Source organism: Paenibacillus sp. IITD108, from assembly GCF_036541265.1.
In the GTDB taxonomy this organism is placed as follows: domain Bacteria; phylum Bacillota; class Bacilli; order Paenibacillales; family Paenibacillaceae; genus Pristimantibacillus.
Genome location: NZ_JAZHCT010000013.1, coordinates 111,751 through 134,924, shown reverse-complemented (window position 1 = coordinate 134,924; position 23,174 = coordinate 111,751). Strand labels below are relative to the sequence as shown.

The 23,174-nt window shown below is 44.0% G+C and carries 16 protein-coding genes; 13 read left to right on the top strand and 3 right to left on the bottom strand.

Going from position 1 to position 23,174, the window contains the following annotated elements:
• Nucleotides 1-109: 109 nt before the first annotated feature.
• Nucleotides 110-694: a 50S ribosomal protein L25 gene (locus V1L65_RS13725; protein ID WP_331699734.1), complete on the top strand. Its 585-nt coding sequence runs from the start codon at nt 110-112 to the stop codon at nt 692-694.
• A 168-nt stretch (nt 695-862) separates the two neighbouring features.
• Here V1L65_RS13725 and V1L65_RS13720 read toward each other — a convergent pair whose 3' ends face one another.
• Nucleotides 863-3,163 (bottom strand): helix-turn-helix domain-containing protein, encoded by a 2,301-nt coding sequence (locus V1L65_RS13720; protein WP_331699733.1) that lies wholly within the window; start codon nt 3,161-3,163, stop codon nt 863-865.
• A gap of 346 nt (nt 3,164-3,509) precedes the next feature.
• Here V1L65_RS13720 and V1L65_RS13715 point away from each other — a divergent pair, with 346 nt between their 5' ends.
• The 3 genes from V1L65_RS13715 (at nt 3,510) to V1L65_RS13705 (ending at nt 7,113) form a co-directional block, all read left to right on the top strand.
• Entirely contained in the window at nt 3,510-5,159 is a 1,650-nt protein-coding gene (locus tag V1L65_RS13715; protein ID WP_331699732.1) for an extracellular solute-binding protein, read from the top strand.
• A gap of 94 nt (nt 5,160-5,253) precedes the next feature.
• Nucleotides 5,254-6,219 carry an ABC transporter permease gene (locus tag V1L65_RS13710; protein ID WP_331699731.1) on the top strand — a complete coding sequence of 322 codons (966 nt, stop codon included), beginning with the start codon at nt 5,254-5,256 and terminating at the stop codon, nt 6,217-6,219.
• A 15-nt stretch (nt 6,220-6,234) separates the two neighbouring features.
• Nucleotides 6,235-7,113, top strand: a complete 879-nt coding sequence (locus V1L65_RS13705) for a carbohydrate ABC transporter permease (protein ID WP_331699730.1) — start codon at nt 6,235-6,237, stop codon at nt 7,111-7,113.
• Between the two features lie 110 nt (nt 7,114-7,223).
• On the opposite strand, the gene V1L65_RS13700 is transcribed toward V1L65_RS13705, so the two are convergent.
• Nucleotides 7,224-8,930 carry a methyl-accepting chemotaxis protein gene (locus V1L65_RS13700; RefSeq protein WP_331699729.1) on the bottom strand — a complete coding sequence of 569 codons (1,707 nt, stop codon included), beginning with the start codon at nt 8,928-8,930 and terminating at the stop codon, nt 7,224-7,226.
• A gap of 381 nt (nt 8,931-9,311) precedes the next feature.
• Here V1L65_RS13700 and htpG point away from each other — a divergent pair, with 381 nt between their 5' ends.
• The 7 genes from htpG (at nt 9,312) to V1L65_RS13665 (ending at nt 18,587) form a co-directional block, all read left to right on the top strand.
• Complete coding sequence (gene htpG / locus V1L65_RS13695; protein ID WP_331699728.1) at nt 9,312-11,192, top strand: molecular chaperone HtpG; 1,881 nt, start codon at nt 9,312-9,314, stop codon at nt 11,190-11,192.
• A 286-nt stretch (nt 11,193-11,478) separates the two neighbouring features.
• Entirely contained in the window at nt 11,479-12,447 is a 969-nt protein-coding gene (locus tag V1L65_RS13690; protein ID WP_331699727.1) for a stalk domain-containing protein, read from the top strand.
• Nucleotides 12,448-12,467: 20 nt separating this feature from the next.
• Entirely contained in the window at nt 12,468-13,112 is a 645-nt protein-coding gene (locus tag V1L65_RS13685) for a hypothetical protein (RefSeq protein WP_331699725.1), read from the top strand.
• 328 nt (nt 13,113-13,440) lie between these two features.
• Nucleotides 13,441-14,682 carry a DegT/DnrJ/EryC1/StrS family aminotransferase gene (locus tag V1L65_RS13680; protein WP_331699766.1) on the top strand — a complete coding sequence of 414 codons (1,242 nt, stop codon included), beginning with the start codon at nt 13,441-13,443 and terminating at the stop codon, nt 14,680-14,682.
• A gap of 14 nt (nt 14,683-14,696) precedes the next feature.
• Nucleotides 14,697-16,385 (top strand): hypothetical protein, encoded by a 1,689-nt coding sequence (locus V1L65_RS13675; RefSeq protein ID WP_331699724.1) that lies wholly within the window; start codon nt 14,697-14,699, stop codon nt 16,383-16,385.
• 47 nt (nt 16,386-16,432) lie between these two features.
• On the top strand, nt 16,433-17,617 hold the full coding sequence (locus V1L65_RS13670) for a DegT/DnrJ/EryC1/StrS family aminotransferase (protein WP_331699723.1): 1,185 nt from the start codon (nt 16,433-16,435) through the stop codon (nt 17,615-17,617).
• Between the two features lie 52 nt (nt 17,618-17,669).
• A complete protein-coding gene (locus tag V1L65_RS13665; RefSeq protein ID WP_331699722.1) occupies nt 17,670-18,587 on the top strand; it encodes a Glu/Leu/Phe/Val family dehydrogenase in 918 nt (305 codons plus the stop codon).
• An 83-nt stretch (nt 18,588-18,670) separates the two neighbouring features.
• Here the strand turns inward: V1L65_RS13665 and V1L65_RS13660 are convergent, their stop codons facing one another.
• A complete protein-coding gene (locus tag V1L65_RS13660; protein WP_331699721.1) occupies nt 18,671-21,022 on the bottom strand; it encodes a helix-turn-helix domain-containing protein in 2,352 nt (783 codons plus the stop codon).
• 241 nt (nt 21,023-21,263) lie between these two features.
• On the opposite strand from V1L65_RS13660, the gene V1L65_RS13655 reads away from it, so the two are divergent.
• Together V1L65_RS13655 and V1L65_RS13650 are read left to right on the top strand one after the other, a co-directional pair.
• Nucleotides 21,264-22,229 (top strand): ABC transporter permease, encoded by a 966-nt coding sequence (locus V1L65_RS13655; RefSeq protein ID WP_331699720.1) that lies wholly within the window; start codon nt 21,264-21,266, stop codon nt 22,227-22,229.
• 12 nt (nt 22,230-22,241) lie between these two features.
• Entirely contained in the window at nt 22,242-23,132 is an 891-nt protein-coding gene (locus tag V1L65_RS13650) for a carbohydrate ABC transporter permease (protein ID WP_331699719.1), read from the top strand.
• Nucleotides 23,133-23,174 lie beyond the last annotated feature (42 nt).

The following is a 23,174-nucleotide window of genomic DNA, read 5'->3' as shown; positions in this document are numbered from 1 at the left end:
GTGATGTCATGGTGCTCAGCTTACCCCCGCGGGTGGGGGCAAAATCAGTAGTCGGAAGCAGGCGATGGGTTTTGGGGGCACAATAATTTTTTTAAAGGAGCTAAACAAAATGAGTATTTCCATTCATGCGGAACAACGACAGCACTTGAATCGTTCAGGATTAAAGCAATTGCGCAAACAAGGACGCTTACCAGGTATTATCTTTGGCTCAGGTATGGACAATGCTATGATTCATATATCTCGCAAGGAATTTCATCAGTGGGCTAAAGGCGGCGGAGCAGGTGTAGTTCAGCTTCAGCTTGGTGACGCGGAGAAAATCCCTGTATTATTGGAGCATGTACAGAAAGACCCGATTTCGCAGGATTACATCCACGCTGATTTTTTAAGGGTGAAGCAAGACGAGGAAGTGCGTACGAAAATTCCTATTCAGTTTACAGGCACGGCTAAAGGGACGAAGCAAGGCGGCATTATTCAAATGGACAGCAATTTTATAGAGGTTCAGGCTTTGCCAGCTAATCTGCCAACAACCATTACGATTGATATTAGCGATTTTGATATTGGTGCAACACTGCAAGGCGGCGATATTAAGCTGCCGGAAGGAGTAGCTCTTGTATCATCGGCTAATGAATACTTATTGTCAGTAACCGCACCGCGAGTAGCGGAGGAGGCTGCCGAAGAGGAAGCCGCTGAGTAGATTTCATAACCTATACGAAAAGCCTGCCTGCGCCCGTTAAGGGATTCAGGCAGGTTTTTTCTTACAATATAAGGAAGGATATGTTTTTGTATTCTTATACCGGTTCTTATATTTCAGCGGTAAACGCGCATGTCCAAAGGACAGCGGAGCCGTTTATCCTTTCGTATTCTACGATGATAACTGATCTTTGCTGAGTGCTATTTCACGGAACTTGCCAGGCGTGACGCCTTCCAGCTTTTTGAACACGCGAATAAATCCGATATCGGTGGCGTAGCCCACCTTCTCCGCTACCTGCTGTACAGTCAAGCCTGTAGCTTCCAGCAGCGACTTGGCTTTTTTGACACGAATGCCGACGATAAAATCAGTTATATTCATATTGTTATGCTTTTTGAAAAAGCTGGACAAGTATTGCGGCGTCATCGCAAACTGATCGGCAATCGAAGTTAGGCTAAGTCCGTTATCAGAGCTTCGCTGCAATATAAACTCCAATATTTGATCATTGAGCTTATTCGTGGTCTGCGATTTTGCTTCTTCAATGCTGCTGCATATAAGCCGGCAAAGCTGCTTGATCTGCTCCAGCATTTCTTCTGAGGATAGACTGCTGCCAATAAACTTCACCGTTTCGCTCGTATGCTGGAAGAGCTGCTGATTATCTAATTTTAAAGAGTTGGAAAGCTTCATCACAGTGCCAAGCAAACCGAAGAAAAGTCCTTTCCCCATTTCCGGCGAAATTTTGTTGCTGGTGAAATTATGCCGGTACAATTGGTCCAGCAGCTGCTCTGCCCCTGCAAAGTCGCCGCTCTTCAGACAGTTCAGCAGCTTGCCTTCGTCTTCCTGCGGATAATGGAAATAGGTCAGGCCCGACTCCTTCATTTCCTCAAAATAAAGGATAGAGCTGATGCCGCGAACAATCTGATAATCGAGTGCGTTCAGCGCCTCCTGATAGCATCCTCCAATCTCGGAAATGCCTTGCCGGATCGAGCTGGAGGCAATCGTTATTTTTATTTTGAAGCGCCCTTCAATTTCCTGCTTAAAGCTATGAATAAACTGCTCCCTGTAGGCTTGCGATGATTGGGAGGCATCGCTCACATTAAAAATTAATGCCAGCTGATTGCGCTCTGTCTCTACGGCATATCCGTTATGTCCTGCCATTTCACTGCTTAGATTGAACAGAATAAAGCGCACGAGCGCCCATTCCTGCTCATTATCCATTTTAATAAAAGCACTGCAGTCATTTACTTCTACGATTAGCACAAATACATAGTCATGCTGCAGCTGCAGCCCCATGAAATCCAAGGAGCTTTCTGGCGATAAATCAGGCTCCGCCTGCCCCTTCAATAGACGCATTAAAAAATAAGCCTTCACTACAGGCGCATGCCCGTCAATCATTTGCTTCAGCTGTTTTCCTTCAGCTAAATTTTGTTGGATCGAGGACTGGATAAATTCGTATTCATTGCCCATTGAAGCAGCGGGCGCAGATTTGCCATTCAAAAGCGTCAGCACCATATTGCGGATCGGGCTGTAGCTGCGATAAGCCATCCAGTATGCAGCAGCTGAACCGACGACAAAGGTAACAGCAAGCAGCCAAAGCGCCCAGCTTCTAGTTTCGTTTACTTTTTTCAATACAAGCTGCTTCGGAATAAGCGACATATACTGCCACCCGTTTTCCCCTTTTGTATAAGACAGCATCATCTGCTTCCCGTTTAATTGAAAAGATTGATAGTGGCTTGCGCCCAAAGTTATTTCGCTTAGCTCTTGAGGCAGCTCATTTATGCCGGAGGTGGAAGTAAGCATTTGGCCTGTTTCATCCAAAATATACAATAAGCTGCTATTCGCCCACTCAATTTGCCGCAGCATATTAAATATTTTTTCCTCATCGATCATAAGTACAAGCGTAGCAGCTGTCTTTTCCTTCTCTCCAAGCGGCAACGAAACCGTTGTTGTAATGACATTTTGGGCAGGCTCTCCGATGCTGATAGCCGGCCAATAGGTTTTGAAGTGGTAGCCCGTCAAATATTGCTCTTTAATTTGCTCCACCGATTTATTTTTGAAAGGATAAATAATCCGAAAATATGTTTTTATATCTGTTTTTAACGTTGGCGATATAATCGTATCCTGATTGCGCAAATGGATATAAAAATTATGAACAAACGTGTTGCCGTTATTAATGTTTTTTAAAGCGCTTACAGCTTCGTAGTACTGAATATACCGTTCGCTGTCAGGCAGGCTCCATAGCGTTTGGAGCTTGGGATGCGATGCGATCTGCATAATAAGCCTGTCGATTTCCTGCATCTGGCTGTCGTTCATTTGCTTGATCTGCTCAAGCATGGCCAGATTGGAACGGTTAGCATTATCGACCATCGTGCTGCTCATGCTGCTGTACATGGCAGCGGCAATCGCTACAGGAATGATGAGAATGGCTATGTAGGATAACCATAGAGTTAGGAAAACTTTTTTTCGACGGTGCATCTTTTATCCAACCCCCTAAAGTTTCTATCCTTTAGAGTGCCAGTCTAACACAATTGAATGTTGTACATCAATCCTTATTCTGGTGAAAATGGGCTAATCTTAATAATTGTTTATGCTTATAAAAACGGTTGGTTATATCGATAAGGTTTGTCTGATAGGCCGCGGAAATTATAATGTTATCAAGTTAAAAGTGATTTATTATAGAAAAAAACAGTTGGTCTTAAAAACGAAGATCAGTTTATTCCCAAAGCAATAGAATATAGGCAGCAGGAAGCGTTGCCATCTATAATTCAATCAGCGGATAACACGCCGCAACAATAATAATTAAGCAGGAGGGTCAAAAAGGATGACACAAAAGATGAATAAAGTAACAATTATTGCAATCGCTTGCCTGTTGATGGCTGCTATAGCTGCAGGCTGCTCGGGCGGAGGAAAGCCGGCTGCATCGCCTGAAGCAAGCAGTTCATCCGTTCCATCTAATGCTCAGCAAACCGATACGCCAAAAGCCGAGGTTGAGTATCCGAAGTCTGTTACTTACTGGGTGTCTTTAAACGGAAACGCTGCTGCGACGATGAAAAGCTTCAATGAAATAGCCGCATACAAGGAGCTTGAGAAAATTACAGGGACGAAGGTTGAATTTCAGCATCCCCCTACAGGTCAGGAAAGGGATCAGTTCAATCTAATGATTGCTTCCGGCAAGCTGCCTGATGTTATTGAATTCAACTGGAATACGATAGCCAAAGGGCCAGACAGCTTAATTAAAGAAAACCGCATTATACGTTTGAATGAGCTGATTGAAGAGCATGCTCCAAATTTAACAAAAATATTAAATGATAATCCAGATTTTAAAAAGCTGGTTACTACTGATGAAGGTAACATTTATGTGATGCCGTTTCTGCTTGGAGATCCTCAGCTTTCAAGTGTTAACGGTCCAATTATTCGCAAGGATTGGCTGGATAAGCTAGATCTTCCGCTGCCTGTGACGATTGCTGATTGGGAAAATGTGCTGACGGCATTCCGCGATGGAGATCCGAATGGCAATTCTCAAAAGGATGAAATTCCGTACTCCTTTACTATAACTCCATCGCCTGAAACAGATGAAAACCATGCATTTATTGGCGCTTGGGGCATTACCGGGGATTTCTACCATGAAAACGGCACTGTGAAATACGGCCCAATCCAGCCTGAATACAAAGAATACCTTACGCTGATGGCAAGATGGTACAAGGAAGGCCTGCTCGATAAAGATTATATGACCCAGGACGGAAAGCTGAAGGATGCTAAAGTAACAGGCAATCAGCTTGGCTCCTTTACGGCTTATGCAGGCAGCGGGATCGGACGTTACACCGAACTGATGAAGGAGGATCCGAGCTTCGAAATTGCAGGCACGACATATCCTGTTCTTGAAGCAGGCGGAAAAGCTCTAGGTCAGTATACCTTCCCGTTTAGCGGGATTGGAGCTGCTATTTCTTCCAGCGCCAGTAATCCAGAGCAAATTGTAAAATGGCTCGATTATAAATATGGCGAAGAAGGACATATGCTATTTAACTTTGGTATTGAAGGCGAAAGCTACGAGATGAAGGATGGTTACCCGACTTATACAGACAAGATTATGAAAAACCCTGACGATCTGCCGATAACGCAAGCAATGGCACAATATTTTATTGCAAGCTGGAGCGGTCCAATACTTCAGGATAAACGTTATATTGAGCAGTATTATGTATTGGAACAGCAGCGCGAAGCACAGAAAAACTGGATGCAGGCTGATCATTCCAAGCTGATGCCGCCAGTTTCGCTAACTGCGGAGGAGAGCTCGAAGAGCGCTTCCATTATGAATGATGTTAAAACTTACCGCGATGAAATGACGACCAAATTTATTATGGGAGCTGAGTCGCTAGACAACTTTGACAAATATGTTGCAACGATGAAGAGTATGGGCATCGAGGAAGCTATCAAAGCAAGGCAAGCGGCGCTTGACCGCTTCAACAATCGTTAATCTGCCGCACATCGTTTGGTGCATGGAGGCTGCCGCTGCAGCCCCCATGTACCGGGAACGGCACTGGCAATCAAATTAGAGGAGGGCTGATAATATGTCCGCACCCTTGAAGGAAGAGACGGCTCTCCGTCAAGCGCCTGTCAATAAAAGCACCTTTCGGTATCGTGTTATAAAAGATTTCAAGCTTAACAAATATGTGTATATGATGCTGCTTCCAGTAGTCGCCTACTACATTGTGTTTCATTACTTGCCGATATATGGCGTACAAATAGCGTTTAAAGATTTTTCTCCAGGATTGGGTTTATGGAATAGTCCTTGGGTAGGGTTTAAGCATTTCGAAAGCTTTTTTAACAGCTATTATTTTTGGAGATTGCTGCGAAATACGATTTTAATGAGTTTATATGATTTATTATTTAGCTTTCCGGCATCGATTCTGCTTGCCTTGCTGCTCAATGAGGTACGGAATGTGATGTTCAAGCGGGCTGTGCAGACGATTACGTATATGCCGCATTTTATATCTATTGTAGTTGTTTCTGGTATGATGGTTGATTTTTTATCCCGTGACGGATTGATTAACCATGTAATTGCCTGGTTCGGCTTTGAACCGATTGCGTTTTTATCGGAGAGCGGCTGGTTCCGCACATTATATGTTGGATCTAACATATGGCAAGGTGTGGGATGGGGCTCCATTATTTATTTGTCAGCAATGTCCTCAATTGACCCTTCTTTGTACGAGGCAGCGAAGGTAGATGGAGCAAGCCGCTGGAAGCAAGTATTTCATATTACACTTCCGGGTATTTCTTCTACCATTATTATTCTTCTCATCTTGCAAATCGGTAATTTTATGGTTGTCGGCACGGAGAAAATATTGCTGCTATACAATAGTACAACCTATGAAACAGCGGATGTTATAGGAACCTTCGTTTATCGCAAAGGGATATTGGAATCTGATTTCAGCTATAGCACAGCGATCGGATTGTTCAACTCTATTATTAATTTCACCTTATTGGTGCTTGCAAATGCCATAAGCAAACGTACCAGCGAAACGAAGCTATGGTGAGGGAGGGGGATGCATATGGCAAAGCGGAGTGTTGGCGAGCTGCTGTTTGACGGCTTAAACTTTATATTACTATCCTTGCTGTCGCTAGTTACGCTCTACCCATTCATCTATGTTTTATTCGCTTCATTAAGCGATCCGGCATGGCTGGTAAAGGTTAGAGGACTTATTTGGTATCCGGAAGGACTTAATTTTAATTCCTATGTGCATGTGTTTAAGTATCCTTCCATTCTTATAGGCTATGGAAATACGCTGCTGTACGTCGTTGCAGGCACAGCGCTGAATATATTAATGACCTCGCTTGGCGCATATGCGCTTTCCAGGCAAAATGTGATGTGGAAAAACCCGGTTATGTTTATGATTGTGTTCACGATGTTTTTTAGCGGCGGTCTTATTCCAACCTATTTGCTTATTGAAAATTTGGGATTGGTGGATAACCGTTTAGCGTTAATCATTCCGAGCGCTATGAGCGCCTACAATTTGATTATTATGAGAACATCGTTTCAGGGGGTTCCAGTTAGCTTAGAGGAATCGGCAAAGCTGGACGGCGCCAACGATTTTACCGTTCTTTTCCGGGTTGTGCTGCCGCTGTCCATGCCCGTTGTAGCTGTAATGATTTTGTTTTACGGTGTCGCGCATTGGAATTCATGGTTTAATGCACTGATCTATTTGCGCACGCGCGATTTGTTCCCGCTGCAATTAATATTAAGAGAAATCTTGATTACGAATAGCACCGATTCGATGACAACGGGAGTCGGCGGCGGAGATAAAATGCCAATTGGCGAGTCCATAAAATACGCTACAATTATTGTAGCGACTATTCCAATATTATGTCTGTATCCATTCCTGCAAAAGTATTTTGTGAAGGGCGTTATGATTGGAGCAATTAAAGGCTAATAATGCCGCATGCATAAAATAGAACAAAAAGGCTCTCTGACTGTCACTGTTTATTAAAACAATGGCAGTCAGAGAGCATTTGTTAACGAAGGACAATTATTGCAGCATGCTTAGAGCTTGAAGGCATGAATCTGCTTTTGCATATTTGCTGCCATATGGGCAAGTGAATTGGAGGATGCCGTCATTTCATGCATGGACGCCAGCTGCTCCTCGGTAGCGGCAGCAATGCTTTGCGTGCCTGATGCGGCTTCATGGGCAATTTCAGAAAGTCGGATTTCTGAGCGCAGCACCTGCTCCGAGCCAGCTGACAGCTGCTGTGAGGATGCTGAAACCTCTTGAATTTGCTGGAATACCATCTCAACTGATTTAATGATTTGTGTAAAGGATTCGCCGGCTTGATGAGCGATATTGATGCCCCCGGTAACCTCATGGCTTGTTTGCTCCATCGTTTGCACGGCTTGAACGGTTTCTTTTTGAATAAAGGCTATCAGCTCGGCTATATGATTAGCTGATTGAGCGGAGCGTTCCGCAAGCTTCCGTACCTCAGCAGCTACTACGGCAAACCCGCGTCCGTGCTCTCCCGCTCTAGCCGCTTCAATTGCAGCATTCAAGGCAAGCAGATTTGTTTGTGAAGATATTTCAGTAATAGCTTCTGTAATATTGCCTATTTCTTGTGACCGTTCGCCTAATGCTTTTACTGCTTCGGCAAGCTGCGTAACAGAGAGGTTGATAGAGTTCATTTGCTCAATTGTTGCTTGCAGAGAATCATTGCCTTCGTAAGCAACCTCAGATGCCAGATTTGCACTTTCGGACAGCTCTTGTGTATTTGACGTAATCGCGCGAATGCTTGTAATCATATCCTCTACGACTCTTTTGCTTTCTGTAGCTGCTGCAACCTGACGCTCTGCTCCTTCGGCAACCTCCTGAATCGTATGAGCAATTTGCTCGCTTGCTTGTCCTGATTGTTCAGCACCTGCGCGGAGCTGCTCGGAGGAGGCTGCAAGCTGCGTAGACGTCTCGCTAATATTAAGCATAAGCCTTTGCTGACCTTTCATCATATTGTTGAATGAGGCAGTCAACTGGCCGATCTCATCCTTTGATTTGTAGCTGCCGCTTACGGTAAGATCCCCTTGCTCAGCCTTGCTCATCAAGCTTTGGATTTCCTTTAACGGAGAAACGATCATGCGGTATATAATAAACCCAATTACGGCTTCTGCTGCGATAGACAAGCAAATAATGAAGATAATGATCATTCTGCTGGATTTATAGTTGCTATTAATACTCGCTTCAAGGTTTACCGCATAGGCTTCCAAATAGTCTCCGGTTTCTTTTAATATGGCATTGGCCTTATCTTTCTTGTCTTTCACCTCATGCCAATAATAATCATAGCCTTTGGAAGAATCAGTAAAAGCAAGCTCTTGCAGCTGCTTTAGATCCTCTATGTATAGTTTATACGCTTCATCATAGAGTAAAAATCTTTTCCTCTCTTCCTCTGATAACAGGCTGGCTGCCAGTTTTAGAGATAACGTTTCATTTTCCGAAAAAATACGATTAATATCACTGTTTACCTGCTGCTTCACTTCATCGTTTTGTATTAAGAGCATTTCCAAAATGTGGCCATCCATCATTTGATTGTTGATGCGGATTTGATCTTGCCACTTGATCGGCTGAAGGGCGTCGATAAAAACGCTTTCGGAATTTTTGATCATCGTTTTCATGAAATTAAAGCCTGTGATGCCAATCACTCCGAAAATAATGATTGAAAATACAATTAGTATGACCAGCTTACCGCCAATTTTGATGTTCTTTAGCCCCATATGCATCATGCTCCTGTTGTTTAAGATGGAATAATTATCGGTTTTTTATTTTATGATGAATATAGTCTTTAAGACCTATCTTTTGGTTTGTGGCATACGGTTACAATTATTTGAGAGGATTAACGAATCCCAGCTTTCATGCTGAAATGGGCTTGAATGTAGACAATGAAAAAATCTGCTGGAGATGGAAACGGTTTTGGTTAACACTAGCAGATCTAAGGACTTTATACCTATAATAATTTTTGTTAGTATATTGACAATCCAATTGATGGATGATATATAAAATGTATAATTGGCACTCAAGTATCAAGAGTGCTAATATAGTATAAAGCGCATTCGCAAGCAGCGATGCCTGTTATTGAATGAGGGGGAGAGTTAGCAGTGGAAGTAAAACAATTCCAAGCAGAATCCAAGCGTTTGTTAGAGATGATGATTAACTCTATTTACACACAGCAGGAAATTTTTCTAAGAGAGCTTATTTCTAACTCCAGTGATGCGATTGACAAAATTTATTATAAAGCTCTGACTGACGACAGCCTTGTTTTCGACAAGGATAATTATTTTATTAAGCTATCGATTGATAAAAATAATCGTACGCTAACGATTAGCGATACCGGTATAGGCATGACAGCAGAAGAGCTGGAAAACAACCTGGGCGTTATCGCGAAGAGCGGCTCTTTGGCGTTTAAGAAGGAAACGGAGCTGAAGGACGGCCACGATATTATCGGCCAGTTTGGCGTTGGCTTCTACTCTTCTTTTATGGTAGCAGAATCGGTGAAGGTCATTAGCCGCGCATTGGGCAGCGACAAAGCTTATATGTGGGAATCAAGCGGCGCGGAAGGCTACACGATTACAGAGGCGACCAAAGAAAGCGTCGGCACAGACATTATCATGAAGATTAAGCAAAATACTGAGGACGACAATTACGATGAATATTTGGAGCAATACCGTATTCGCGCGATTGTGAAAAAGTATTCTGACTTTATTAAGTATCCGATTAAGATGGATATGACGAGCAGCCGTCCCAAGGAAGGCGCGGAAAATGAGTTTGAGGAATATACAGAGGAGCAGACGCTTAACAGCATGGTTCCAATCTGGCGCAGAAACCGCAACGAGCTGACAGATGAGGACTATACGAATTTCTATAATGAAAAGCGTTATGGCTTCGATCAGCCGCTTAAACATATTCATATCAGCGCAGACGGTGCGGTCGTTTATCGCTCAATTCTTTTTATTCCCGAGCGTATTCCATTTGATTTCTATTCGAAGGAATATGAGAAGGGCTTGGAGCTTTACTCCAATGGCGTACTAATTATGGACAAATGCGGTGATCTTCTGCCGGACTACTTCAGCTTTGTGAAGGGCATGGTAGATTCTGAAGACTTGTCGCTAAATATTTCTCGCGAGCTGCTGCAGCATGACCGTCAGCTTAAGCAAATTGCCAAAAACATTAAAAATCGGATCAAAAGCACGCTGCAATCGATGGTTAAGGATGAAAGAGAGCAGTATGAGAAATTTTATGAGTCCTTCGGCCGCCAACTGAAGTACGGTGTTTACAGCGACTATGGCGCCAATAAGGAAGAGCTGCAAGATTTGCTTATGTTTTATTCCTCCAAGGAAGAGAAGCTTGTTACGCTGGCTGAGTATGTAGAGCGCATGCCTGAAGATCAGAAATATATTTACTACGCGTCCGGTCCGTCTCATGAGCGTATTGCCCGCTTGCCTCAAACAGAGCTGGTTGCTGAAAAGGGCTATGAAATTCTTTATTTCACAGAGGATATCGATGAATTTGCGATCAAGATGATTGCTTCCTATAAAGAAAAGGAATTCAGATCGGTTTCCGGCGGCGATCTTGGCATCGAGGAAGAAAAGCAGGATGAAGCTACGGAGAAAGCCAATGAAGAAAATAAGGAATTATTCGAGCAAATGGCCAGCCTGCTTGGCGATAAAGTAAAAAGCGTCCGCGTATCGAAGCGTCTGCGTTCCCATCCGGTCTGCTTGACTGCAGATGGCGAAGTGACAATTGAGATGGAGAAAATTTTAAGCGCAATGCCTGACAATCCAAATGTGAAGGCGGAAAAGGTTTTGGAAATCAACGTGAATCATGACGTGTTCCAAACGCTTAAAAAGGTTTTTGAATCCGACAAGGATAAATTCAATTTGTATACAAGCCTGCTTTACAATCAGGCGCTTCTTATCGAAGGCTTGCCGCTGCAGGATCCGGTACAGTTCACGAATGATATGTGCAAGGTAATGGCATAAAATTGGTATAAAGCGAATAGAGCGAAAACAGTCCCTCAGCGGGGCTGTTTTTTTTGGAGTATAAGAAAGTATAAGTTTTTGTAACCTTATATCTATACTTATATTTCATCGGTAAACGCGCCTGTCCAAAGGACGGCGAAGCCGTTTATCCTTGAAATTTAGGATCAAAACTAGTACTTTTTTTAAAAAATCCAAAAGTTAGGATAGAAACTTGCTAGATTTTGGGGTAATATGTAGGTGGAGTTCGACATACATAGTAGATAACAGAACATTTTAGGAGGAAACGATGAAGAAGACCAAGCAATTTATTACGATGTTTTTAGCTGCCATTCTAGTTATGGGATTAGCAGCAGTGCCTGTAAGCGCAGCAAAGCTTAAAGGCGAGGTATTCAACCTGATTAACGAAGAGACAGGCTATCAAATAGTTGTTCCAGGCTTTATTGAACAGGCAACTTACGAAATATATGATGAAGATGGCGAGGCATATGAGTACGATGTAATCGTTGTTGAAAAGCCAAAGAAAAACGCAAATGGCACGTACCAGCTGTTCGAAGTGATAACAGATGACAAGCAGGCGTACACGCTGGAGTCTCACCCTGAGGGCTTTAACGCGGGAATTCTTGAAACCTATCAAACTAAATTCAGCGATGGCAGTGCTATTTTTAGCCCGTCTTATTTTAATAAAGAGGGTCTGGATGTTTTAGAAGATGATATTTTCTTTTTTGGATTCTATGTTTTCGATAAAAATAATGAAGTAGTGTTTGACGTATACGATCTTAATTTTGTATTCGAAACGCCAGCGGAAGCAGTGAAGGAAAAGGCTGCTAATCCGACCTCCTCCAAGGTCGTTATTAATGGCGAGCAGGTTGCGTTTGACGCTTACAGCATCGAAGGGAACAACTACTTCAAGCTGCGTGATCTGGCAGCTGCAATCAATGGCTCTCAGAAGCAATTTGAAGTAACTTGGGACAGCGAGAACAATGCTATTGAGCTTCTGTCAGGCAAAGCATATACGAAAGTCGGCAATGAGCTGGCAACGACCAAAAATCCGACTGCGAAAAAAGCCGCGCCTACGAAATCGAAGATTTATCTTGACGGCGCAGAGCTAGAGCTGGTTGCTTACAAAATTGACGGCAATAATTACTTTAAACTTAGAGATATAGCAAGCGCGCTAGATTTTGGCGTGGATTGGGATGCTAAGCTCCGTACAATTGCAATTGATACTTCTATAGGCTACACGGAAGAGCAAAAATAATTGTATGAGGAGGAGAGTGTATGAGTGAGCAGTTTCAAGATGAGAATCTAGTTATACTTAATAATAACAACAATAATAATAAGCCAGCTGCTGCTGTTGATATCCAGTTAATTATTAAATTGCTCAAAAATCCTTTTGAAGCCTTGAAGCTGGATGGAAAAAAAGACTTCCTTTACGGACTAATCGGTATGGGCGCATCGCTTGTCGGTTACATCGTGTTAGTATTGGCGGTCAGCAGCTATTTGAAAGGTATATTTTTCAATCCGCTTGCGGCCTTAACAGGAGTAGGATCGGGAACAGGTGTTTTTATAGGCAAAATGATTTTGCTTGGTATTTTATCGCTGCTTTCTCTGTTCTTCTCGCTATGGCTCATTAGCCTGTGGAAGGGACAAGAGAGCCAATCGATTCAGGCGCTTATTACGAAGCTGGGCGCGATGCAATATTTGTCCGGTGTCGGATTTATTGTTGCCGGCATACTTGCGTTTATGACCATCAAGCTGGCGTTGGCTATATTTCTAATTACATTGATTTCAACTATGATTTTTTCCGTTCAAGCTGCGTTCCAAATGTATAAAGTGAAGGAAGAGTCTTCTGCTTTGTACATTGTAAGCAGCGTAGGTGCTTATTTTATCGTGATGCTAATTTTAACTAGCATTCTAATGTAAACGATGCAGAGCGTCCGTGTCATGACAATGACAGGGCGCTTTTTTTTTGTTATCGGCTAATGTCCAATCCTTGCTGAGGGAGCCTTAATCCGGCTCTCTTTTTTGAGTTTTTCGCTATTTTTGAACATGATATTTGAATAAATTCATCCATTTTGAGACTACTGTCCGGCTCCTGTTCAGGCTAAGGTAGAAGTGCAAGGCAATGCCCTGAATGTGAACTGTGAGGTTATTGCGTTGTGGATGCAGCGCGTAGTGTAAATGAAGTGAAGGGTGAAACGAGAAGTGAAATTCGGAGATGGAGAAAGGAGTCGTGTGTAATTTGAGTAACGTGGATGGGACAAAGGAGCAGCTTGCAATTCATGGGGGCACTAAGACGAAGCAAACTCCGTTCGGCACAGGACAGCGTTTTGGTCAGGAAGAGCTGAAGGAATTGACTGAAGCATTAGAACAAGGCACACTGTTCTACCATTTGGGAGGCAAGGTTAAACGTTTTTTGGATAAATTTAATGAAATGCACGATGTTCGCTATAGTGTAGCTGCTTCTTCAGGGACAGCCGCAATCCATATCGCTCTGGGCACTGCCGGAGTCAGCGTCGGCGATGAAGTAATTACAAGCCCGATTTCGGACATGGGGACATTGATTGGAATTTTATATCAAAATGCGATTCCGGTTTTTGCCGACCTGAACCCGCATACTTACAATATGGATCCCATATCGGTCGAAGCGTGCATCACGTCTCGCACTAAAGCAATTGTAGTCGTTCATCTTGCCGGCAATCCATGCGACATGGATGCGATTATGGCGATTGCACGCAAACATAATTTAATCGTCATAGAAGATTGCGCTCAATCTTATCAAGCGAAATATAAAGGCAGATATGTAGGGACCATCGGGGATTATGGCTGTTTCAGTACGAATGATTTCAAACATATTTCGACCGGAGATGGCGGCATGGTGACCATCAATTCGGATGATGAGATGGATTTCTATCGCACACATGCATTTGCGGATAAAAATTACCATCGATTCGACAATGTTGTGATAAAAGATATTCAAAGCCTGGCTCCCAACTACAGGATGACGGAACTGCAAGGGGCTGTAGGAATTGCCCAGTTAGACAAACTAGAGTCAATCTGCCAGCGGCGCAGAACGCTAGGCGACAGAATTAGCGAAGGACTCAAAGGGCTCAAAGGAATTTCCGTTCATCATGTGGAAGCCGATGCAGAATGCAGCTATTGGTTCTATATGATGCGCCTGAAGCTTGATGAACTGTCTTGTACTAGAAGCGAGTTTTGCGAAGCTTTGATTGCGGAAGGAGTGCCTTGCGGCGAAGGATATATAGCCAAACCTTTGTATCTTCAGCCTCTTTTTCAACAAAAACAAGCATATCTGGGAAGCAGTTACCCTTTTGACATGACTGATACAAGCTATGAGCCAGGAAGCTGTCCGATTGCGGAGCAAATTCTGGAGACAGCAGTGAGAATGCCAGTTAATGAGTTTTATACGGATGAGGACATAGAGGATATGATCAGAGGCGTGCGCAAAGTAGCTTTATACTATCATTTATAAAGGAGATCACACAGATGAGAACAGCTGTCGTTGGCATATTGATCGATCAACAAACTGCAGAAAAACATAGGAAATACGGCTTGAATGTTTTCGGGAATTATATAAAAGAAATATTATCTCATGTCGGCATGCCATACGTGCGGATCGATCACACTGAACAAATTACGGAGATTAAGCCAGATATCTTAGTTGCTGCGCTGACGGATGAAGATAAGAACACGAGGCAGCAATTGCTCGATTATGTGGATCAAGGCGGACATTTGATCAGCTATGCCGGTCTAAATGGAATGGCCAGCATACTAGGCTGCACAGAGCGCCAGCATCTGTCAGTCGGTTACGCCGTGTTGGAAGGCGAGATCGGTACAAGCAACTGGCATGCACTGCGCTGTCTAAAAGCCAGACCATGGAGCATTAACCCGGATAATGCGGGATTAAGGCAAGCGACGGGCAGTTTGCGCTCGGGCATAGCCCAAGGAGCGGAAGCCGGAGCTGTATTGCTGCAATTCAAGTATGGTCAAGGCCAGATTGATCGCTGGTCCGTCGACATCTTGCATACGATTGTAACGATGCAGCAGGGCATCGGCCCCGTTATAGATGATGGTGTTCCTGCCCCCGACGGCAGTGCGGCTGTCAACGATAATATACTAAAAGCCGACGATCGAATAGCTATGGACTGGGAGCTGGATCGCTCTTTCACAGAGAAAGGAACTCCTTACTTCGCTTACCCTTATGCAGATCTATGGAGAGAACGGCTCATTGGTCATCTTTTAAAGAAAGTAACGTCATTAGGGCTGACACTTCCGTTTCTGGGATATTGGCCAGATGGAATTGACTATATCGCGCACATCTCTCATGACAGCGACCATAATATCGACAAAAGCGCAGCCACTACTCTGCAAGTGTTGGAGGAATGCGGTATTCACTCTACCTGGTGCATGATCGAGCCAGGGTACAGCCCGGAAATGTTCGATGCCATTAAGAAAGCTGGTCATGAGCTGGCTTTGCACTACAATGCTCTGGATATCGGCGGAGGACATTGGGACCAAGCCGAGTTTGACCGTCAGGCAGACTGGTTGAAACAAGCTGCTGATATGGATCAAATCATCTCCAATAAAAATCACTACACACGTTTTGAAGGTTGGGGTGAGTTTTTCGCATGGTGCGAAGCGGCAGGCATTAAAGCCGACCAGACACGCGGACCGAGCAAGACAGGCAATGTCGGATTTTTATTCGGCACTTGTCATCCTTACTTCCCAATCTCTTTGTTCGATGAAAACAACCGGTTCTATGATGTCTTAGAGATCGGATTTCTGACACAGGATTTAGACAATCCAAACGTTACGGACAGCAGTGTTCTCGTTCCTTTCCTGGAGCAAGTTAAACAAGTCGAGGGAATCGCTCACTTCTTGTTCCATCAAGTTCATATAGATAACTTGCCGGATGTAGCCGATGCTCTGCGTAAAGTGGTCAAAGAAGCGAAACAGCGCGGGTTTGTTTTCTGGACGAGCAGACAGATCAATGAATGGGAACGAGCGAGAAGACAAATTCGTATCCAGGGTCTAAGTGAAAACGGGCAGCTCAACGTAGAGGGAAGCTTAAGCAATGCTGTTGTTTGGGTTCCTCTTCCTGAAGGAGAAGCAATAGCTGAAGCTGGTCAGGCGGCCTTGAAATTTGGTGTTCTATGCCGCAAATATACAATATAAGAGGTAGTTCGAACTCGCACGATAACTAGCCCAAGGAGGAATTGAATATGAGCAAATTAGCAATTGCCGGGGGCACCCCCGTCAGAACAGAACCGTTTCCGGAATGGCCTTATTATGACGAGTTGGAGGAGAAACTGATTCTGGAAGTCGTTCGTTCCGGCAAATGGGGAGGAACCGGGCGAATTAAACTGCAGGAATTAGAGGATAAATTTGCTGCACTGCAAGATGCCAAATACGGAATCACCATCGTAAACGGTACGGTAGCGATTACGATTGCATTAATGGCTGCCGGAATTGAATCAGGCGATGAAGTTATTATGCCACCATACACTTTTATCGCTACTGCAACATCTGCTCTTATGTTCGGCGCCTTGCCGGTATTTGTCGATGTGGAGCCGGATACACTGCTGCTTGATCCTGAGAAAGTAGAAGCGGCAATCACACCTAGAACCAAAGCTATCGTAGCCGTACACATTGCAGGCGCTCCGGCGAATATGACCAGATTGAAGGAAATTGCCGCTAAGCATCATTTGAAGTTAATTGAAGATGCTGCACAAGCAGTCGGCGCCCAATGGGATGGCACTGCGGTAGGTGCGCTTGGAGATTTCGGTACATTCAGTTTCCAATCGAGCAAGAACATTAATGCTGGCGAAGGCGGTATTATCGTTACCAACAATGAAGCACTCGCTGATCGTGCCTGGTCACTGGCTAATGTAGGCAGAATCCGGGGCGGCGGCTGGTATCAGCATGAGGAAATCGGCTGGAACTTGCGTATGACAGAGTTTCAGGCAGCCATCCTGCTGGCGCAAATGACACGTCTCGACGAACAAATGCGCAAGCGGGAGCATAATAGCCGTTTATTAACCGAGCTTCTGGCAGATATTGATGGTGTAAGCACTTTGACAAAAGATGCCCGTATTACTAGACATGCCAATCATTTGTACATGTTCAGAATCGATCCGGTAGCAACCAAGCAAGAAAAGGCCGACATTTTGCAAAAACTGCTAGCAGAAGGCATCCCCTTATCACCTGGTTATGTGTCTCTTAACAAGAATAAAGCAGTCATTAAAAGCACGCAGAAATGGAGTGGCGAAAGCAGGCTCTATTCCTGTCCGAACAGTGAACGTGCAGAACAGGAAGTTTATTGGCTGCCTCATAACATGCTGCTGGCAGAAGAAAAGGATATGCACGATATTGCTATCGCGGTCAAAAAGGTACTTAGCACTAAATAATTATAAATGATCGATTATATCTAAACTGTAAGGAGATATTCCCGCTCCTGATATGGGCAGCGGCGAGCGCGAGATGGACTGGATGATGGCGGAATACAAGAGTGTCAATCCCGGCAGACCGTATTTGGGCAGCTTCACAGGAAAAAGCATTGTAAGCGGCGGATCACTCGGTCGCAGGGAAGCTACCGGCAAAGGCGTTTATTTCACTTTCCGTTATATGCTGCATCATTTCGTGAATGATCAGCGCGATTGGCTTGCTGGCTCAGCCAACCGCTTCGCCCAGTCGCTGCTTGCGCTTGCCGATCAGCCCCGGCCGTTGACCGTGGCAGTGCAGGGCTTTGGCAATGTCGGTGCGGTTGCTGCTTTTGAGGCGCATCGTTGTTCCTATATCGATTCCAAGGTAGTTGCCGTAAGCGATCGCAATGTGACATTGTACCATCCCGACGGACTTCCCGTTGCCGTTCTGCAACAATATACAGCCAAGAATTGGGGCGACTTGCCGAAAACTGCCGAAGAACTTGCCGCACTTGGCGTAAATGCACAAATCTTGGAACGCGAAGATGTTCTCTATCTCGATGTCGATATCTTATTCTTGGCGGCATTGCAGGATCAAGTACGTGAGGACAATGTCGATTTTGTGCGGGCAAGCTTCATTGTTGAAGGAGCCAATGCGCCGATCACCGGGAAAGCAGATGCGGTACTGGCTGAGCGGAACATAATAGTTATTCCTGATATTCTGGCCAATGCAGGCGGTGTTATCGTCTCTTACTTTGAATGGCTGCAAGACCGCGAAACACAGTTTTACAGCGAGGAACAAGTCTACAGCTTGCTATTCGGCAAGATGGAAGGTACTTTGCACAGCATTCTGCCTGCCTTCTTCGCAGACGGATTAACGCTGCGGCAGCATTGCTATAAGCATGCCGTAATGAGATTGTCTACCGCGTTATACCGTCAAGGAAAGTTATTCTAGCAAATATACTTATAATTGAACAGGGGCTTCTCAAAAGTCGATCTCACGACTTGGAGAAGCCCCCTTCTGTAAGTTAACAACGTTCACCCCAGATTCTTCACCTTGGCGGTTAGCCGGTACTCGGATGGTGTTACGCCATGACTTTTTTTGAATACAGTATAAAAATATTTTTTATTCTCCCAGCCGACTATGTCTATAATTTCATCTACGTTATAACTGCTTTCCAAGAGCAGATGCTTCGCTTTATCCATGCGCACATTCGTAATATAACTGGACAATGAAATGGAGGTATACTCCCGAAACAATTTGTTCAAGTAGGCAGACGTCAAATTAATATAATCGGCAATGGCATGAGGTGATAAGTTTTTATCCTCGTAATGAAGCTCTACATATTTCATTGTATTGGAGACGATCAGTTCCGACTTCTCGTTCTTTTGTTTCTGCATTTTCTCCGTAATTTGCTTGAACAATGCCAAATATTCTTCTTTAATCTCCTCCAAGGTTTCTAGGGACTGAATATTGTTACTGAAGGAAATAAAGTCGATCTCAAAATGAAGAGAACTGTTGCGCTCGATCGCATTCAACGTCTGGAATACAGAAGAGGTAAGCAGTGACAGATAAAACATCATATTGCTGTAATGATATTTATACAACTGGCTCATAATGGAATTGAAGTGCTGTACGATGATAATCCAGTTTGCGGTTTTAATGCCGTCCAGCAAGTCTGCGATTGCTGTGTCATCGACATCCAGATCCTCCAGAGTGAATTGCTCCACTTCCTCTCGCTTGATCAGACAGCTATAGCCGTACACCATTCTGTAATTGGAAATATACAGTACTTGTTCGTACAGGACTGACAGCTGATGAATATCGATTATTGGACCAGCGATCGCGGCAGATACGGATAGACTGCCGTACTGTTCGTATTGCTGTTGAATTTGCCGTATTAGCCCTTCCAGTTGTCCCGGCAGATCACCGCTCCCTTCTCCTTCCTGTTCCTTCACATTAAGAAGCGCCACAATATGATCCCCGCCCATATCTACTGCATCAGCCGTGAAATGCGGGCGAAACACCTCCACGGATATATTCGCCAGCGCATATTTCAATAATGAACGATCTGTCTCGTTGTATCGCTCACAAAACAAGCGATAACGATCCAAACGCAATAAAACAGCAATAACAGGCTGATTAGGGAGCAGTTGTACGTTAAACGCTTCGAACTGATCTGCTTGCACATTGTCTGCGGCAGCGTTGTTGTTTGAAAGCAGCTTCTTCAGAAAAATTTGATTGATTTGAAACATATGCTCTTTCTTGAATGATTCCAATGATTCCAGCTTATGATGGGTAGTCGCCAATGTTTGCGAAATATACTCTAGTTCATTGCCCGCCTTTCCTTCTGCCAAGGTAAAATTCCCCTTACCTCCTGTTAGGACGCCCGCCTGCTTCCGCAATGAGTCGATAGGCGAATACAGCCTTCTTGACAGCAAGAAGGTGGCAAGCAAACCAATTGCCAGGACAATAGAAGTAATCGTCAGTGTAATCGTTCGAACCTTTTGAATAGCACTTGCCACATACGCATACGGCGTAATATTAATCATTTTCCACTCCGGAGCATCGTAAGTCGCATAAGTAATAACAGACGGAACCCCGTCCACATCTGCCACGAAATAGCCCGACGACCGCCCGGATGAAAGTACGTTTCGAACATACGGCTCATCTGATAAATTTTGCAAAAATAAATCATTATCAGAATGTCCGATAACTGTGCCCATCGGATCGATAATCATCATATTGTTCCCGTTCAAGGAAGGCGACTCCGCGTAAGACAATAACGTATTAAAGAGCCAATCCCCCCGCACATTGAGAATGACAGCATTTTTGATTCGCGCACCCATGCCTGCATACTGCGGCAAAATATAAGTGTACGTGTGGACAAGTCTGTGTGGTTCCCATTCTGTATGCGGCATCTTTCTAGGAATCGGTATAAGCGGTTGAAATTGCGAATTCGCTAACATCTGCTCGATTTCCTGATCATAGAAGGAGCCTTGACGAATGATCGGATTAGGCCCGATGTTATAGTACATTTCCTGCTCACCATTGTAGATATAGGCGGAGATAAGAAATGGCGTGCTGGATAAGGATGCATCCAGAACTTTGATATTATTCAAGGATTGCATCAAGGTAACGTCTGTTCCATACATAAGCTGCTTTGCTTCCGGGCTATTCGTCATATACCAGGCGTAATTATTGACATAGTCGTTCACTTGCATGGCATGTTCAAATACTTGATTCATTAACTTTTCATTGGAAGAGTTGAGCAGCTCCAATTGGATATTGCGAAAATTAAAATAAAGAAACAACGTTAAAATCAGCACAATAATGGTAGTGAACAAAGTGATTTGAATAAACAGACCATGAAGATAGCGTTTTCTCATTTCTCTATCATCCTCTACTCTGTAGAATGTACACCAGCTCTTGTGCAATGTATGTTTTATTGTCGGGTACAGGTCGCATAAGTGTCAATATTTTTTGAGTACAATTGTTCAAAACGGACTAATTCACTAATTTTAAACCTGTAATTGAGATAAAATAACGTTTTTTTTGCCTATACGGAAAGTTCGTACTCGATTAATCTGAATTCTGCAACCACTTATAAAGAGAGGAGTTAGCACGCCTATGTCCAACCCAACTGCGCCGCCAGCCACTACTGCGCCGGGCAAATCCAGTCTTTCGAAGAGAAGTAGACTGATGAAGACGGTTTACCGCCATCGCTGGTACTACGTAATGCTGTTACCTGGAGTGTTATATTTTATTATCTATCATTATTTGCCGATGGGCGGAGCATTAATTGCTTTTAAAGATTACAACCTGCTGAAAGGAATTTGGGGGAGTTCATGGGTCGGCTTCAAACATTTCGAAACGATCTTCTCCACGCCTGAAATATATCGGACGATCAAAAACACCCTCATATTGAGTTTTTACCGTATTATCTTCGGCATGCTGCCCGACGTGGCATTCGCCATTATACTTAACGAAGTTCGCGTGCAATGGTTCAAGAGGACTGTGCAAACGATTTCGTATGGTCCGCACTTTTTGTCATGGGTAATTGTATACGCCTTGGCATTCGCTTTCATGGCTCCCGGCTCTGGACTAATTAACAACTGGATTACACAAAGCGGTGGGCAAGTCATTGATTTTCTGACGACCAAAGAATATTTCCGAACCATTCTGGTATCCACCGATTTATGGAAGAACACTGGCTACGGCGCCATTATTTATCTTGCTTCTCTGGCGGCTATCGATCCCCATCTGTATGAAGCAGCCGCTGTGGATGGGGCAAGCCGCTCACGGCAAATCTGGCATGTTACGCTGCCGGGAATCCGCAATGTATTCATTCTGCTGCTCATCATCCGAATCGGCCATATTATGGATGCCGGATTCGAACAAGTCTATATCTTCCTTAATGCAAGAGTATATGAAACCGGAGATATCATTGATACTTGGGTATTCCGGCGAGGGTTGGAAAATCTGGAATTCAGTCTCGCCACAGCCGTCGGCTTGTTCAAGGGAATGATTGGCTTGATTCTCGTTATTGGAGCAAATAAACTGGCCAAGCGAACAAGCGGTTCAGGAGTATGGTAGAGGAGGAGTAACATGTCATTCGTACTTCATAAAACAAAAAGTGATCGCGTTATAGATACGATCTTGTATATATTTCTAACTTTATTCGGACTGGCTACATTATTCCCAATCTATTATGTGTTTGTGATGTCCGTCACACCCATCGAAGTTGTATTGCAAAAAGGCGGATTTGTTCTGTTTCCTACGAAAATCACTTTCGAAGGCTTTGCCGCGATATTCGCCAGCAAGGTGCTTCCTCAAGCTTTGAAAATTACCGTTATTATTACGATTGTGGGCACAGCGATGAATTTGTTTGTATCCGCACTCACTGCTTTTCCCCTGTCACGGAAACAATTGCCGGGAAAAAATACGATTTTATTCATGATTGTGTTCACCATGTTATTTTCAGGCGGATTAATTCCCTTGTATTTGACGGTAAGCGCAACAGGCTTGCTGAACACGATTTGGGCACTGCTCATTCCGGGACTTGTAAGCGCCTTTAATGTACTCATTATGAAGACGTTCTTTGAGAACTTGCCGGAGGATCTGGAGGAAGCCGCCAAAGTTGATGGCAGCAATGAATTTTCCACACTGATGCTCATCATTTTGCCGCTCTCCAAGCCAATTATGGCAACGCTAGGGCTATTCTACGGTGTAAATCACTGGAATACGTATTTCGCCGGAATTATGTACATCAATAATCGAGATTTGCAGCCCATTCAAGTTGTATTGAGAAATATGCTGCAAGCCCAAAACGTCAGTCAGGAGCTGCTGGTGCAAAATCCTGCCATGATACAGCAGCTGCCACCGGAAACGATGAAAATGGCGGCAGTAGTCGTCACTATCATACCTGTTATTGCCGTATATCCTTTCTTGCAGAAATACTTCGTAAAAGGCTTCTTGTTAGGTTCTGTGAAGGGCTAATGATTACCAGATTTATATCGGAATGGCGATTGCCATGACGTT